The sequence below is a fragment of the Polaromonas sp. YR568 genome (genome assembly GCF_943369415.1).
Taxonomy (GTDB): Bacteria; Pseudomonadota; Gammaproteobacteria; order Burkholderiales; family Burkholderiaceae_C; genus Polaromonas.
Genome location: NZ_CALRNF020000001.1, coordinates 218,432 through 233,007, shown reverse-complemented (window position 1 = coordinate 233,007; position 14,576 = coordinate 218,432). Strand labels below are relative to the sequence as shown.

At 65.2% G+C, this 14,576-nt stretch carries 15 protein-coding genes; 10 read left to right on the top strand and 5 right to left on the bottom strand.

The features are described 5' to 3' along the window. Positions 1-12: 12 nt before the first annotated feature. From ACLV74_RS01130 to ACLV74_RS01105, 6 genes are all read left to right on the top strand, one after another. Positions 13-393 (top strand): response regulator, encoded by a 381-nt coding sequence (locus ACLV74_RS01130; RefSeq protein WP_411877518.1) that lies wholly within the window; start codon positions 13-15, stop codon positions 391-393. Between the two features lie 47 nt (positions 394-440). Then, positions 441-2,546 (top strand): chemotaxis protein CheA, encoded by a 2,106-nt coding sequence (cheA, locus tag ACLV74_RS01125; protein ID WP_411877517.1) that lies wholly within the window; start codon positions 441-443, stop codon positions 2,544-2,546. Between the two features lie 307 nt (positions 2,547-2,853). Continuing rightward, entirely contained in the window at positions 2,854-4,647 is a 1,794-nt protein-coding gene (locus tag ACLV74_RS01120) for a cytochrome c biogenesis protein DipZ (protein WP_411877516.1), read from the top strand. Between the two features lie 40 nt (positions 4,648-4,687). After that, complete coding sequence (locus ACLV74_RS01115) at positions 4,688-4,819, top strand: hypothetical protein (protein WP_411877515.1); 132 nt, start codon at positions 4,688-4,690, stop codon at positions 4,817-4,819. Between the two features lie 51 nt (positions 4,820-4,870). Next, the gene (locus ACLV74_RS01110) at positions 4,871-5,917 is read left to right on the top strand and encodes an alpha/beta fold hydrolase (RefSeq protein WP_411877514.1); all 1,047 of its coding nucleotides are present in this window, start codon (positions 4,871-4,873) and stop codon (positions 5,915-5,917) included. Between the two features lie 179 nt (positions 5,918-6,096). After that, positions 6,097-6,513: an organic hydroperoxide resistance protein gene (locus ACLV74_RS01105; protein WP_411877576.1), complete on the top strand. Its 417-nt coding sequence runs from the start codon at positions 6,097-6,099 to the stop codon at positions 6,511-6,513. A 167-nt stretch (positions 6,514-6,680) separates the two neighbouring features. Here ACLV74_RS01105 and ACLV74_RS01100 read toward each other — a convergent pair whose 3' ends face one another. From ACLV74_RS01100 to ACLV74_RS01085, 4 genes are all read right to left on the bottom strand, one after another. After that, entirely contained in the window at positions 6,681-7,394 is a 714-nt protein-coding gene (locus ACLV74_RS01100; protein ID WP_411877513.1) for an SDR family oxidoreductase, read from the bottom strand. Between the two features lie 158 nt (positions 7,395-7,552). After that, positions 7,553-8,878: an ATP-binding protein gene (locus tag ACLV74_RS01095; protein WP_411877512.1), complete on the bottom strand. Its 1,326-nt coding sequence runs from the start codon at positions 8,876-8,878 to the stop codon at positions 7,553-7,555. Further along, positions 8,875-9,615: a response regulator gene (locus ACLV74_RS01090; protein WP_411877511.1), complete on the bottom strand. Its 741-nt coding sequence runs from the start codon at positions 9,613-9,615 to the stop codon at positions 8,875-8,877. The genes ACLV74_RS01095 and ACLV74_RS01090 overlap by 4 nt, the downstream gene beginning before the upstream one ends. Positions 9,616-9,677: 62 nt before the next feature. Beyond that, positions 9,678-10,211, bottom strand: coding sequence for a thioredoxin family protein (locus ACLV74_RS01085; protein ID WP_411877510.1), 534 nt, complete (start codon positions 10,209-10,211; stop codon positions 9,678-9,680). A gap of 311 nt (positions 10,212-10,522) precedes the next feature. Here ACLV74_RS01085 and ACLV74_RS01080 point away from each other — a divergent pair, with 311 nt between their 5' ends. Together ACLV74_RS01080 and ACLV74_RS01075 are read left to right on the top strand one after the other, a co-directional pair. Then, on the top strand, positions 10,523-11,086 hold the full coding sequence (locus tag ACLV74_RS01080; protein ID WP_411877509.1) for an RNA 2'-phosphotransferase: 564 nt from the start codon (positions 10,523-10,525) through the stop codon (positions 11,084-11,086). 2 nt (positions 11,087-11,088) lie between these two features. After that, the gene (locus ACLV74_RS01075; protein ID WP_411877508.1) at positions 11,089-11,694 is read left to right on the top strand and encodes a DUF4291 domain-containing protein; all 606 of its coding nucleotides are present in this window, start codon (positions 11,089-11,091) and stop codon (positions 11,692-11,694) included. 10 nt (positions 11,695-11,704) lie between these two features. Here ACLV74_RS01075 and ACLV74_RS01070 read toward each other — a convergent pair whose 3' ends face one another. Further along, positions 11,705-12,421, bottom strand: coding sequence for an NUDIX hydrolase (locus ACLV74_RS01070; RefSeq protein WP_411877507.1), 717 nt, complete (start codon positions 12,419-12,421; stop codon positions 11,705-11,707). Between the two features lie 135 nt (positions 12,422-12,556). On the opposite strand from ACLV74_RS01070, the gene ACLV74_RS01065 reads away from it, so the two are divergent. Together ACLV74_RS01065 and ACLV74_RS01060 are read left to right on the top strand one after the other, a co-directional pair. After that, entirely contained in the window at positions 12,557-13,609 is a 1,053-nt protein-coding gene (locus ACLV74_RS01065) for an SPFH domain-containing protein (protein WP_411877506.1), read from the top strand. 24 nt (positions 13,610-13,633) lie between these two features. Then, the gene (locus ACLV74_RS01060) at positions 13,634-14,566 is read left to right on the top strand and encodes a sugar kinase (protein WP_411877505.1); all 933 of its coding nucleotides are present in this window, start codon (positions 13,634-13,636) and stop codon (positions 14,564-14,566) included. The last annotated feature ends 10 nt before the right edge of the window (positions 14,567-14,576 follow it).

Below are 14,576 nucleotides of genomic sequence, written 5' to 3'. Positions count from 1 at the left end.
AAGCCGGACCTGATGAACAAAAAAACCATCCTGGTGGTCGACGACTCGGCCGTGATGCGCCACCTCAATTCCGCCGTCCTGGAAGAAGGCGGTTACCAGGTGCTGCTCGCCGGCGACGGCAAGGCCGCGCTGGAACAGCTGGGGACCGGGCCGGTCGACCTGGTGCTGACGGACTGGACCATGATTCCCATGGACGGCTGCGAGCTGACGCGCCAGCTTCGCGCGCGCCCCGATTCCGCGGACCTGCCCATCCTGGTGCTCAGCACCCTCAGCAACGACGCCAGCAAGGCGGACGCCAGGAAAGCCGGCGCCACCGGCTGGCTGTGCAAGCCGATTGAACCCGAAACGCTGCTTGCCGTGGTGGGCAGCCTGATGAACCCGGCCCGCGCCTGACGCCACGGCAACCGCCCCGCAGTACCCAACAAGAGAGACCTTTCGCCATGGATATCACGCAGTTCTACCAGACATTTTTTGAAGAAGCCGACGAGTTGCTGGCCGAGATGGAGCAGCTGCTCCTGGGCCTGGACCTGGATGCGCCCGACGGCGAGCACCTCAACGCGGTGTTTCGCGCCGCGCATTCGATCAAGGGCGGGGCGGCCACTTTCGGCTTCCTCGCGCTGACCGACACCACCCACCTGCTGGAGAACCTGCTGGACCGGGCGCGCCACGGCGAGCTCAAACTGAATACCAAAATGATGGACGCTTTTCTGGAGACCAAAGACGTGTTGCAAAAACAATTGAGTGCATACCGGGCCGGCACCGAGCCGGAACCCGAGATGGTGGCGGCGATCTGCGCCGTGCTGCGGCAACTGGCCCTGGAAGCCGGCGGTGCGCCTCCCGCGCCGGCGGTCGTTGCCGCGCCGGCAAAGCCGGTGGCGGCCGTGCAGGCTGCGCCCCAGGCCGCGCCGGAAGCCGCAGCCGCGGGCGACGCGGAGCGAACCCTCAAGGTGCGTTTCACCAAGGTGTCGGAAAACGATTGCAAGCTGCTCAGCGAGGAACTCGCCAACCTGGGGCAGGTGACGGCGCAGACCCAGGAAGAAGGCAACCTGACGATCTGGCTCAAGACCGCCTGCGACGGCAGCGACGTGATCGCGGTCTGCTGCTTCATCATCGAGACCGACCAGATCGACATCCGCGAGGAGGGCGCGGCTGCCGCGCAAGCCCCGGTGCAGGAAATGCAGGAAGTGCCTGAACCGGCCGCACCGCAAGCCGCAGCCCAGCCCGCGGCCGCCGCCGACGCGCCAGCCGCCGGCCCCGCGAGCGCCGCCACGCCGGCCGCCGTGCAGAGCAAGGAATCGAGCTCCATACGCGTCGACGTGGAAAAAGTCGACCAGATCATCAACCTCGTCGGCGAGCTGGTGATCACGCAGTCCATGCTGACGCAGACCGCGTCGCTGCTGGACCCGGTGATGCACGAGCGCCTGCTCAGCGGCATGGGCCACCTGGAGCGCAACGCGCGCGACCTGCAGGAATCCGTCATGTCCATCCGCATGATGCCCATGGACTATGTGTTCAGCCGCTTCCCGCGCCTGATCCGCGACCTCTCGGCCAAACTCGGCAAGCAGGTGCAGCTGATCACCGTCGGCAAGGAAACCGAACTCGACAAGAGCCTGATCGAACGCATCATCGACCCCATCACCCACCTGGTGCGCAACAGCCTGGACCACGGCATCGAAGGCCCGGAGCGCCGCGCCGCCGCCGGCAAGGACCCGGTCGGGCGCCTGACGCTGTCGGCCCAACACCAGGGCGGCAGCATCGTCATCGAGGTCAAGGACGACGGCGGCGGCCTGGTCCGCGAGAAGATCCTGGCCAAGGCGCTGCAGCAGGGCATGCCAGTGAGCGAGGCGATGTCGGACGACGAAGTCTGGCAGCTGATCTTCGCGCCCGGTTTCTCCACCGCCGAAGCCGTCACCGACGTGTCGGGCCGCGGTGTCGGCATGGACGTGGTCAAGCGCAACATCCACGAAATGGGCGGCCATGTGGAAATCGCCTGCGTGCAGGGCCGGGGCACGACCATACGCATCGTGCTGCCGCTGACGCTGGCCATACTCAACGGCATGTCCGTCAAGGTCGGCGAAGAGGTCTACATCCTGCCGCTGAACTACGTCATCGAATCCCTGCAGCCCATGGACAAGGACGTGCACTCCATCACCGCCGACGAGCACGTCATGCACGTGCGCGGCGAATACCTGGCGCTGCTCGAGCTGCACAAGCTCTTCGACGTGGCCGACGCGGTGCAGCAGCCCACGCAGGGCATCGCCGTCATCGTGCAGTCCGAAGGCACGCGCTTCGCGCTGCTGGTCGACCAGCTCGTGGGCCAGCACCAGGTGGTGGTCAAGAACCTGGAAACCAACTACCGCAAGGTGCCCGGCATTTCCGGCGCGACGATTCTGGGCGACGGCAACGTCGCGCTGATCATCGACGTGGCGGCCGTGCAGCGCGCCAACCGCGACAAGGCCGCCCAGCGCAGCCCGGGCCGCGCGTCACCGGTGAGTGCGGCCGCCGCGGCCGCAGCGCGCGCCATTGAGGCGGCGATGGCGGCGTGATGTCCGGCCTTGGCGATGCCGCCTTGGCCACAAATGCTTTGGTTTCAATCTGCGTGAATCTGCGTAATCTGCGGATGAATTCCTTTATCCACAGATTGCGCAGATTTGCGCAGATAAAACATTCAAGATCCTGCGCGCTGGCGCGGTGAAAGGATTTGCGCTCCTTCGCAGGCAGGGGTTTTGTATGTCTATGTATCCGCGATGTCTGCGGATACAGCCGCATGCCATAAGGCGGCCCTGGCGACACAGCGCGGATACGCGATGGCGGTTCAATCACGGAGGTGCTCACTCCTGAAACCGCCAGACCATGACCTTCCTCATTCTTGCTTTTGCCGCCGGTGTCCTGACCATCGTCAGCCCCTGCATTCTTCCCGTTCTGCCTTTTGTGCTGGCGCGGGCCGACAAGCCCTTCCTGCGCAACGGCCTGCCCCTGCTGACGGGCATGGCCCTGGCTTTCACCGCCGTGGCCACGCTGGCCGCCGTGGGCGGCGGCTGGGCGGTGCAGGCCAATGAGTACGGGCGCTTCGCGGCGCTGGGCCTGCTGGCCGTGTTTGCCCTGGCGCTGATGTTTCCGGGGCTGGCCGACCGCATGGCCAGGCCGCTGGTGGCGCTGGGCGCACGTATCGCCGATTCCAGCGAGGGCGGCGCGTTCAAGGACCGCGCGTTTGCCTCTTCGCTGGTGCTGGGCGCAGCCACCGGCTTGCTGTGGGCGCCGTGCGCGGGGCCTGTGCTGGGGCTGATCCTCACGGGTGCGGCGATTCAGGGTGCGAACGCGGGCACCTCGCTGCTGCTGCTGGCCTATGCGGGCGGCGCGGCGACTTCGCTGGCACTGTCGCTGCTGGTGGGCGGCCGGGTGTATGCGCTGCTGCGGCGCTCGCTGGGCGTGAGCCAGTGGGCGCGGCGCGGCATGGGAGCGGCGGTGCTGGCGGGCGTGGCCCTGATCGCGACCGGCCTGGACACGGGGCTGCTCAGCCAGTTGTCCCTGAGCAGCACCTCGAAGATCGAGCAAAAGCTGATTGACGCCTTCAAGCCGCAAGCACACGAAGAGCCGCAGGCGCCGGCAATGGCCGGCAGCGTGCCGGACGCTGAAGTCGCGGCGCCCAAGGCCGGATCCGCAGCCCTCGCCACATCCACCACCTGGAATGACAGGACCTTCGCACCTCTGGCCGACGCGACGGGCTGGATCAACTCACCGCCACTGACGGGTGCCGATTTGCGCGGCAAGGTGGTGCTGGTCGACTTCTGGACCTATTCCTGCATCAACTGCCTGCGCACGCTGCCCTACCTGCGCGCCTGGGCCGACAAATACAGGGATGCCGGCCTGGTCGTCATCGGCGTGCATTCGCCTGAGTTCGCGTTCGAGAAAAACGACAACAACGTGCGCAGGGCGGTCAAGGACCTGGGGCTGGCTTACCCGGTCGCCGTCGACAGCCGGCATGCGATCTGGCGCGGGTTTGAGAACCAGGCCTGGCCGGCGCTGTATTTTGTCGATGCCCAGGGCCGCGTGCGCCACCGGGTGTTCGGCGAAGGCGAGTACGAGGCATCCGAGCGCTTTATCCAGAAGCTGCTGGCCGAGAACGGCAAGGTCACGCGCGGCGGCGGGCTGGTCGCCGTGCAGGGCGAAGGCGTGCAGGCCGCGCCGGGTGAGCGGGTGATGTCCGGCGAAACCTATGTGGGCCATGAGCGCGCCGCCAACTTTGTGCCCGAGGAGGGCCTTCAGCCTGACCGCCTGCACGGCTACGAACCGGCGGCGAGCGTCAAGCTGAACCACTGGACGCTGGGCGGCGAATGGACGGTGGAGGCCGAGCGCGCCGTCGCGGCGAAGGCCGGTGCGCGCCTGGCCTACCGCTTTCGCGCGCGTGACCTGCACCTGGTGCTGGGCCGCGAAGCCGGCGCCGCGCCCGTGCGCTTTCGCGTCCTGGTCGACGGCCGGCCGCCGGCCCAAAACCGGGGCGCGGACGTCGCCGCGGACGGCAGCGGCGTGATCGACGCGCACAGGCTGTACCAGCTGGTCAGGCTGCCGGCGTCGGCGGGCGACCACCTGTTCGAGATCGAGTTCCTGGACCCCGGCGCGCATGCCTATGCCTTCACCTTCGGCTGAGCCGATTCACCACCCTCAACACTGCTCCGGAAAAAACACCATGAAAAAAATCTGGTTTGCCTTGACCTTCTTTGCAGGCGGCTTTGCACATGAGTTGCGCAACCCGCTCAACTGCCAGTGCATCAACACCCGGCCGGCGGTCGTCTGGCGCCTGCGCCGCGACGAAGGCTGAAACCCGGCGACTTCATTCATTCCTCTTTTTCAACCACCTCAAGGACGTTCCATGGCAGAAATAATCAATCACCCACGCCGGTTTTTCCTGGGCAGTGCCGCAGCCGGCATCGCAGCCGCTGAAATGGCTTTTATGGGCGGCGCCCAAGCGCAAGGCTCCGCAGTGTCCGTGCCGGCGTTCGCCGCCAACGTCAAAGCGCTGGCGCCCATCAAGCAGATCCAGGCGGGCGAACTGGACATCGGTTATTACGAAGCCGGGCCCATAGATGGCCCGCCTGTCTTGCTGTTGCACGGCTTTCCCTACGACATCCACAGCTATGCCGACGTGGCGCCGCTGCTGGCGGCCAAGGGCTGCCGTGTGATCGTGCCGCACCTTCGCGGTTACGGAACGACGCGCTTCCTGGATAGCGCGACGCCGCGCACGGCGCAGCAGTCGGCGGTAGCGGCGGACGCCATCGCGCTGATGGATGCGCTGAAGATAGACCGCGCGGTACTCGCGGGTTACGACTGGGGCGCGCGCACCGCCTGCATTGTGGCCGCGCTGTGGCCCGAGCGCTGCGCGGGCCTGGTCTCGGTCAACGGCTACCTGATACAGGACATCGCGCATGCGGGCGTGCCGATTCCCGCGAAGATCGAATCGGGCCTCTGGTACCAGTACTACTTCGCGACGGAGCGCGGCCGTGCCGGCCTCACCGCCCACCGGCGCGACTTTGCGCGCGTCACCTGGGTGCGCAACTCGCCGACCTGGAAGTTCGACGACGCGACTTTCGAACGCAGCGCCGCGGCCTTTGACAACCCCGACTACGTCGAGATCGTGATCCACAACTACCGCTTCCGCCTGGGCCTGGCGCCCGGCATCGCGAAATACGAAGCGCTGGAACGCCGCCTCGCGGCGCTGCCGGTGATCAGCGTGCCGGCCATCACGCTGGACGGCGACTCGGACGGCGTGGCGCCGGTGACCGACGGCAAGGCGCAGGCGGCGAAGTTCAGCGGGCCGCGCTCGCACCGCGTGGTGCCGGGCGTGGGCCACAACTTGCCGCAGGAGGCGCCTAAAGCGTTTGCCGACGCCGTGTTCGACCTGGTGTCGCTGCGCGGCTGAGCTGCCTGGCGAAAGAGAGATTTGTACCGCAATGTGTCTGGCCTCCTGATACGTACAGAACATTGCGCGGCTGAGACACCTGCGATACGACAGGCCGTTGTAATTCAATCTGTGCTTCGGGATACAGACGACGCATTTTTTGTTCTTCAATTTTTCACAAGGCATCCATCATGAGCAACATCACCACCATCGACAAAGTCCTCTACACCGGCAAGACCCACACCACCGGCGGGCGCGAGGGGCAAGCCCAGAGTTCCGACGGCCGCCTGGACATCAAGCTTTCCTCGCCCGGCGGCCCCGGCAAGGGCACCAACCCCGAGCAGCTGTTCGCGGCCGGCTGGTCGGCCTGCTTCATCGGTGCCATGGGCCTGGCGGCCGGCAAGATGAAGGTCAAGCTGCCCGAGGACCTGGCCGTGGATGCCGAAGTCGACCTGGGCACCGCGGACGGCGCCTACTTCCTGCAGGCACGCCTCAATGTGAGTCTGCCCGGCGTGGAGCGCGAAGTGGCCCAGGCCCTGGTGGATACGGCGCACCAGACCTGCCCCTATTCCAAATTGACGCGCGGCAACATCAATGTGGCGATCAACATCGTCTGAGCCCCGCACATGGCAAAGCCGGCCTGCCCCTTGATCGGGACAGGCCGGCTTTTTTGTTTCCTCCATCCTTGCTTTGTCGGGATTCACATGACACCGCAAGTCTTCACTACCGTTCGCCCTGGGCCTGTCGAAGGGCTTCGACAGGCTCAGCCTGAACGGCTTGGTGCTCAGGCAATCTCGGGCGGGTTCAGGTAAAGCGCCTTGTCGCCCGACAGGCTTTGTTTGACTTCACGCGTGAAACTGTCGACCAGCACTTCTTCCTGTTTGGCTTCGACGCCCGCGAAGGAGGCGGACACGGTTTCCTGCGGGCTGGTCTTTTTCATGTTGAAGCCATGGGTCATGTCGGTGTCCATGAAGCTCACGTGCAGGCCCTGCACCAGGGTGCCCTGGCCGCGCAGCTCGACGCGCAAGGCATTGGTGAAGCTCCACACGGCGGATTTCGATGCGGAATACGAGGCCAGCAAAGGGCGCGAGAACCAGGTAGCGTCCGACAGCACGTTGACCACCGCGCCGCCGCCGTTCTTTGCGAGCACGGGCGCGAAGGCCTGGCTCAGCAAAATCGTGCCGTAGTAGTTGGTCTCGAAGATCTCGCGGCTGAGGTCCACCATGGAGGCGTCGAGCCCGCTGCCGTTCAAACGCGCGATGCCGGCGTTGTTGACCAGCAGGGTGGTGTCGGCGCACTGCCTGGCCGCCGCAGCGACCGACGCGGCGTCGGTGACGTCGAGCTGGACCTGCACGATGCCGGGCAATGTGTCGGCCGTGGGGTTTCGCACGCCCGCATAGACCTTCTTCGCGCCGCGCTGGAGGGCTTCCTGCGCGAAGGCCAGACCCAGGCCGCGGTTGGCGCCTGAAATAAATATGATGGAATTTTCAATCTTCATGGTGTGCTTTCTGTGAGGCGAACACCGGGGCCGGTGTTCATGCCGGCAGCGTGCCGGCCTCTTGAAAGTTTGAGGCGCCTGAAGAGATTTGAAATGACGTAGAAGCCGCGTTTTGGGCCATCTTGCGGCGCCTTCCGCTCACGGACTTCGGCTGCGGCTTACTGTTCGATTGCCGAAGCCGCCGGCAACACCAGCCGCGCCGACAGCCCGCCGCCGGGCCGGTTCGCCAGGCTGAGCCGCGCGCCTATGGACACGGCCAGCTGCTGTGCGATGGCCAGGCCCAGGCCGGTGCCGCCGGTGTCGCGGTTGCGCGAATTCTCCACGCGGTAAAAGGGTTGCAGCACGGCCTCGAGTTCTGCCTCCGGAATACCGGGCCCGCGGTCCAGCACGCAGATCTCGATGTCCTGGCTGGGAGTGAGCTGCACGGTCAGCTCCACCGCTTCGCCGAATTTGAGCGCGTTGTCGGCCAGGTTGGTCAGGATGCGTCGCATCGCCAGCGGCCGGCTCATCACGGGACGGCCGACCTGGCCGCTCACGGTGATGGGTTTGCCGGCGTCTTCGTAGTCGCAGCGCAGGGTGTCGAGCAGCGCGTCCAGGTCCACGCGGCGCGGGTGCTCGTCGGCGCCGTGCAGGCTGCGCGCATAGGTCAGGGCCTCGCGCACCAGCGCCACCATCTCGTCGAGGTCGTGCTGCAGCTTGCCGCGCTGCTCCTCGTCGTCCATCAGGTCGGTGCGCAGGCGCATGCGCGTGATGGGCGTCTGCAAATCGTGCGAGATGGCGGCCAGGATCTGTGTGCGCTCCGTCAGGTAGCCGGCGATGCGACGCTGCATCGCGTTGAAGGCGATGGAGGCGCGCGCGACTTCGGTCGGACCGCCCTCGGGCAGGGCCGTGCCCTTGAGGTCGGGGCCCAGCGCGTCGGCGGCGTTGGCGAGCCGGCGCAGCGGCCGCGTCGCGATGCGCACCGCGAAGAAGGCGCAGACGGCCAGCAGCGACAGTTGCAGCAGCAGCAGGGCAGGCAGCCACGGCGAGATCGGCATGGCCGCGGCCCAGAGGTTGATGGTCAGCGGTGCGCCGTCGCCGAGCACCAGGTGGATGTGCACGCGTTTCGGGTCGCCGGGAATCGCATTGACGGTGACCTTGTAGCGCTGGTCCACCGCGTTATCGATCGATGCGCTGACCCGCGCGGCAATCTCGTTGTCGCTGCCTTGTTCGGTGATGCCGCCGTCGAGCTGGTAGCGGTAGTTCTTGCGGTCTATCAGCGGCAGCCAGGCGGCGCGTTCGGCGGCCGGCACGCGGTCCAGGATGGCGACGGAGCTGGTGATGTCTTTTTCCAGGTTGTCCAGCATCAGGTCGCGCCCCACCAGGCCGCGCTCGTACATCACCAGAACATAAGACATGGCCTGCGCGGCCAGGATGCCCAGCAGCAGGATCAGCATCAGGCGGGCGAACAGGCTTTGCGGCCAGCGCGGCCAGTTTGCAGTCATGCGGCGGCCGCCCGGCCCTGCACCGAGGCGCTGAACACATAACCTTCGCTGCGCACCGTCTTGATATAACGCGGCTCGCGTGCCCCATCCCCCAGTCGCTGGCGCAGGCGGCTGACCAGCAGGTCTATGGAACGTTCAAACAACTCGGCATCACGCCCCTGCGTCAGGTTCAGCAGCTGGTCGCGGTTGAGCACGCGCTGCGGGTGGTCCAGGAACACGCGCAACAGGCGGTATTCGGCGCCGCTCAGCGGCACCAGGGTGCCGCTGGCGTCCAGCAGGTGGCGGCCCGTGGTGTCGAGCTGCCAGTCGCCGAAGCTCAGCATGTTGGAGGCTTCCTCCACCTGCAGATTCGGTGGCAGCATGCGCGTTCGGCGCAGCACCGAGCGTATGCGCGCCAGCAGCTCGCGCGCCGCGAAAGGCTTGGCCAGGTAGTCGTCCGCGCCCAACTCCAGGCCTAGGATGCGGTCGGCCTCCTCGTTGCGCGCGGTCAGCATCAGGATGGGGATGTTCCTGAACTTGCCGGCGCGCAGGTCGCGGCACAGGGTCAGGCCGTCCTCGCCGGGCAGCATCAGGTCCAGCACGATCAGGTCCACCGCCACGTCTTCCAGCGCGGCGCGCATGTGGCGGCCCGATTCCACCTTGGTGACGCGCAGGCCGTTTTTTTCCAGGTAGCTGCCCAGCAGTTCCCGGATCTCGCGGTCGTCGTCAACGATGAGGATGTGGTCTGGCTGCTGCATGGCTTGGTCCTGAAAATCCGTGATCCCGGCATTTTGCGCTTCGGCACTGGCGAGGGGCGGCCTTATTGGGCCAGCAGCGCCTGGATCGTCTTTTCGGTTTCGGCGTAGCGTCCCTCGCCGAAGTGGCTGTAGACGATCATCCCTTTTTTGTCGATCAGGTAAACGGCAGGCCAGTAGTTGTTGTTGAAAGCGCGCCAGGTCGTGTAGCTGTTGTCCTGGGCCACGGCATGTTTGATGCCCAGGCGCTCGATGGCCGACTGCACGTTCTTCGTCGATTTTTCGTACGCGAACTCCGGCGTGTGCACGCCGACGGTCACCAGGCCCTTGTCCTTGTATTTCTCATGCCAGGACTTCACGGAAGGCAGGTGGTTCAGGCAGTTGATGCAGGTGTAGGTCCAGAAATCGACCAGCACCACCTTGCCCTGCAGGTCCGCCATGCGCAGCGGCGCCGAGTTCAGCCAGGTGTCTATGCCGGCGAACTCCGGCGCCACCGACGGCGCGCGGCCCGGCGAAAAGAAAGCCGAGGCGTAGGGCGTTGCACAGGCGGCGGCAGTCGCAACGGCGGCGGTGGCCAGAAATTGACGGCGAGCGTTCATGGTCGGGTCCTTGGGTGAAGTGGATGAAACCCGGCGCTGAATGAAATCAGCAGCCGATGCAGGCATTGGAATGCCGCGAGGTATCACCCGTGTGTCTTGCCAGGGCCGATGCGTAAGGCCGGGTATCGCGGGGGCGTGTGGATACAGTGGAATACAAAAAGGCCGGCGGAGCCGCATATTTGAGCGTTCGCCGAGCCTCCTTTCCTCGTCGCTCGCCCGGTTTGTTGTCTCTCCCCGTGTTTGGTTGTATTATGCAACCCTATAGGTTGTTCAAGACAACCTATGCGAGAACATAACAAAAAGGAAAACTCATGACTTCAAAACAAATCACCACAGCCAGCAAGTTTCTGAGCCTGGTCTTGCGGCACAAGCCGTCCACCATCGGGCTGGTACTCGATGCCGCCGGCTGGGCCGAGGTTGACGAACTGCTCGCCAAGGCTGCTTCAGCCGATCACACCCTTTCCCGCGCCTTGCTCGAAGAGGTCGTGGAAACCAGCGATAAAAAGCGTTTCGCGTTCAGTGAAGACGGGTTGCGCATTCGCGCCAACCAGGGCCACTCCGTCGAGATTGAACTTGGCTTGCCGCCATTGGCGCCGCCGGCCATGCTTTATCACGGCACCGCGTCGCGCTTTCTCGATTCGATACTTGCGCAAGGCCTGACCAAGCGCCAGCGTCACCATGTCCATCTGAGTGAAAGCCGTGAAACTGCCGTCGAGGTGGGCCAGCGTTATGGCCCGCCTGTTCTGCTCGCCGTGGACGCCCATGGTATGTCCGCGGAGGGCTTCCTGTTCTTCCGGTCCGAAAACAATGTGTGGCTGACCGACCATGTGCCGCCGGGTTATCTCTCTGTCGCCGAAGCGGGGGGCGTTGAGTGAAGTTGGCTGTCGCTCCCCACATTCAGCAGCGCCAGCTATGGCCGGCTGAAGGAAAACATGTCCTGGCGCACCACGACGCGGACACCATCGTCGTTTATCAGGCCTATCGGCCGGGCACGGCGGCATATGCCATCCTGCATGGCCAGCTGGGCGGGCCTGACTTCAGCTTCGGCCGCATGAGCTGGATCAAGCCGAATTTTTTGTGGATGATGTACCGCTCAGGCTGGGGTACCAAAGAGGGGCAGGAGGGAGTTCTGGGCTTGAGGTTGAAACGCACCTTCTTCGACTCGCTCCTTGCCGCTGCCGTGCCTTCCACGTTCGACAGTGAGGCCTACGCCAGCCCGCAGGACTGGCAAGCTGCCGTCGCGACGTCAAACGTCAGGCGCCAGTGGGATCCGGACCACGCGCCATCGGGGGCGAACCTGGCGCGCCGGGCCATTCAACTCGGCCTGCGCGGGGAGGCTTTGCGCGCCATGGCCACGGACGAACTGCTGGAGGTGATCGACATGAGCAGCTTCGTCGCGTCGCAGCGCCCGCACGCCACGGATGATGACCCGATGTTGCAGTTGCCGGTTGAGACGGTTTACGCCGGGCGGGCTGCTACATAAACGAGTCCCCTTAGCTGCGGGGACTGAAGGTCCTCGGGAAATACATCACCGCGCTGCGATCTTTCAGCCGGTAGCCCATGGCCGGCCGGGGTGAGCCGACGTCCAGGGACCCGTCTTCCTTCAAAAAATCCGCGGCCAGGGCGCGGGTGCGGAAACCGCTCTTGTCGATGGGCCGGCCCAGCACTACCTCATACATCTTCTGCAATTGCGGCAGCGTGAAGGGCTCGGGCAGCAGGAAGGCCGGCAGCGAGGTGTACTCCACCTTGTTTCGCAAGCGCTCCAGCGCCGCCTGCAGGATGTCGCCGTGGTCAAACGCCAGCCGCTTGCGCGGCGACAGTTCGGCGACGGGATGCCATTTGGCGGGTTTGGCCTCGTCCTGCACCAGTTTCACGGAGTCGGCGGCCAGCAGCGCGAAGTAGGCGTGCGTGGCCGACCAGCCGCGCGGGTCGCGCGTTTTGCCGCCCCAGCTGCCCAACTGTTCGAGGTAGGGGCTCCTGACCCCTGTCTTGTCGAGCAGCTTGCGCCTGGCGCAGGCCTCGAGCGAGTCGTCCTTGTCGACGTCCACAAAGCCGCCCGGCAGGGCCCAGGCATTCGGGCAGGGCTCTTCAGGCCCGCCCGGGCGCTGGACCAGCAGGACCTGCAACTGCTCGTCCAGCACCGTGAAGATCACGATGTCCACGGTGGTGAGCGGTCGCTCAAAGCTCAGGGTGCTCTTTTTTGTGGCCATGCTTGCATTCCTGTTTGACAAACTCCAATTAAGTTGTATTATGCAACTTATAACTAGGTTGTTCAGTACAACCTAAGACAATCAAGCTGTCGAGCCATCAAGCAATTAATGAGTTAACCAGAAGGAGAAAGCACCATGTTTGGCATCCGATTCATCAAGTCCCAGCCCACGGTCCACCTGATCCAGTTCAAGCGCGGCAGGGTGGTCCGCGAGGGTGCGGGCCAGTCCTTCTATTACTACGCGCCCACTTCCACCGTTGTGGCGGTGCCGGTGGCCAGCGCCCACCACCCCTTCATGCTGACGCTGGTGACTTCCGATTTCCAGAGCGTCACGGTGCAAGGGCAGGTTACCTACCAGGTCAAGGCGCCGCAGCTGACGGCCCGCCTGATGGACTTCTCGCTCAAGCCCAATGGCCAGGCTTATGCGTCGGACGACCCGCTCAAGCTGGGCGACCGCGTCGGCATGCAGGTCCAGGTCATCATCCAGCAGAAGGTCCAGGCGCTGGCGCTCAAGGAAGCCTTGCTGTCCTCCGCCGAAATCGCCCGCCACGCCGAAGCCAGCCTGGGCGCGCAACCGGAGATCGCGGCGCTGGGATTGCAGGTCCTGGGCGTGTCTATCCTGGCGATCAAACCGACGCCGGACATTGCGCGCGCCCTGGAGGCCGAATCCCGCGAGGCCAACCTGAAAGCCGCCGATGACGCCATCTACCTGCGCCGCATGGCCGCGGTGCAGAACGAGCGCTCCATCCGCGAGAACGAACTGGACACCGAAGTCGCCGTGGAAGACAAGCGCAGCCAGATCGAGGACGCCAAGATGGCCGCCAAGGCCTCGGTGATGCGCAAGGAAAATGCCTTGCGCACCGAGCAGATGGATTCGGACGTCGCGCTGGAGGAAAAGCGCAAGCTCTACGTGAACGGGCAGGCCGCCAACTCGCGCACGCTGGCCGAAGCGGAAGCCGCCCGGCTGGACGCCATCATGAAAACCTTCCAGGCGGTGGACCCGCGCACCATCCAGGCACTGGCTTCTGCCGGCATGGACCCGGCCCAGCTGATCGCCCAGGCCTTTGGCGGCATCGCCGACAAGGCCGAGAAGATCGGCCAGCTGAACATGTCGCCCGAGCTGCTGAACTCGCTGCTGGCAGGGGCGAACGCCGGCCGTCCCGTACAGGCGACCGCGGCACGGAAATAAGCGAAAGCAGGAAAGGAAATCACCATGTCCGCAGCAGAGAACCGCAAGGTCGTATTGGTCACGCGCCAGACCCGGCTGGAAGAGCTGGTGGCGCGCTACCAGACCCTGGGCCAGGCCCAGTTTTACCTGGAGCACCTGGGCGCGGACTTCACCGACTACCTGCGCGAGAACGAGGCCTATGCCGCCAGCCTGCGGGTGGTGGCCGAGGCGCTGCAGGCCTGGGGCCGCTACCAGGTCATCGACAGGGCGCACCTGACCAACTACATCTTCGCGGCCGACGACATCGTGGTGACGCTGGGCCAGGACGGCATGGTGGCCAACACCCTGAAGTACCTGGACGGCCAGCCCTTGATCGGCGTGAACCCCGAGCCCAAACGCTGGGACGGCGTTTTGCTTCCGTTTGAGGCCTCGCAGCTCGCGTCGGTGCTGCCGGGCGTTGCCAGGGACAGCCGCGCCACTTCATTGGTCACCATGGCGGAGGCCACCTTGTCGGACGGGCAGGTGCTGCGGGGCGTCAACGACCTGTTCATAGGCCCGAAAAGCCATACCTCCGCGCTTTACGACATCGAGTTCCGGGGGATGAAGGAGGCGCAATCGTCTTCCGGCCTCATCGTCGCGACCGGGCTGGGCTCCACCGCCTGGCTCAAGAGCATCGTCACCGGCTCCATCGGCATTGCCGATGCCGTGGGCCATGGGAGAGGGGAGGGCTACGAGCCCATGCCGCGCGACACCGACCATCTGATCTTTGCCGTGAGGGAGCCGTTTGCCAGCCGGGCCTCCCAGACGTCGCTGCTCTATGGGGAAATCGCGGAGAGGGAAGTGCTGACCCTGCGCTCGCGCATGCCGGACAACGGGGTGATCTTCTCGGACGGCATGGAATCGGACTTCCTGCGCTTTACCGCCGGCATGGAGGCCCGCATCGGTGTTTGTGCCACCAAGGGCGTGCTGGTGGAGTAACAGCAAGCCG

Excerpts from the sequence above, each read along its gene's own strand:
- ACLV74_RS01130 (WP_411877518.1), top strand. The coding sequence starts at position 13 with ATGAACAAAAAAACCATCCTGGTGGTCGACGACTCGGCCGTGATGCGC.
- cheA (WP_411877517.1), top strand. The coding sequence starts at position 441 with ATGGATATCACGCAGTTCTACCAGACATTTTTTGAAGAAGCCGACGAG.
- ACLV74_RS01120 (WP_411877516.1), top strand. The coding sequence starts at position 2,854 with ATGACCTTCCTCATTCTTGCTTTTGCCGCCGGTGTCCTGACCATCGTC.
- ACLV74_RS01115 (WP_411877515.1), top strand. The coding sequence starts at position 4,688 with ATGAAAAAAATCTGGTTTGCCTTGACCTTCTTTGCAGGCGGCTTTGCA.
- ACLV74_RS01110 (WP_411877514.1), top strand. The coding sequence starts at position 4,871 with ATGGCAGAAATAATCAATCACCCACGCCGGTTTTTCCTGGGCAGTGCC.
- ACLV74_RS01100 (WP_411877513.1), bottom strand. The coding sequence starts at position 7,394 with ATGAAGATTGAAAATTCCATCATATTTATTTCAGGCGCCAACCGCGGC.
- ACLV74_RS01095 (WP_411877512.1), bottom strand. The coding sequence starts at position 8,878 with ATGACTGCAAACTGGCCGCGCTGGCCGCAAAGCCTGTTCGCCCGCCTG.
- ACLV74_RS01090 (WP_411877511.1), bottom strand. The coding sequence starts at position 9,615 with ATGCAGCAGCCAGACCACATCCTCATCGTTGACGACGACCGCGAGATC.
- ACLV74_RS01085 (WP_411877510.1), bottom strand. The coding sequence starts at position 10,211 with ATGAACGCTCGCCGTCAATTTCTGGCCACCGCCGCCGTTGCGACTGCC.
- ACLV74_RS01080 (WP_411877509.1), top strand. The coding sequence starts at position 10,523 with ATGACTTCAAAACAAATCACCACAGCCAGCAAGTTTCTGAGCCTGGTC.
- ACLV74_RS01070 (WP_411877507.1), bottom strand. The coding sequence starts at position 12,421 with ATGGCCACAAAAAAGAGCACCCTGAGCTTTGAGCGACCGCTCACCACC.
- ACLV74_RS01065 (WP_411877506.1), top strand. The coding sequence starts at position 12,557 with ATGTTTGGCATCCGATTCATCAAGTCCCAGCCCACGGTCCACCTGATC.
- ACLV74_RS01060 (WP_411877505.1), top strand. The coding sequence starts at position 13,634 with ATGTCCGCAGCAGAGAACCGCAAGGTCGTATTGGTCACGCGCCAGACC.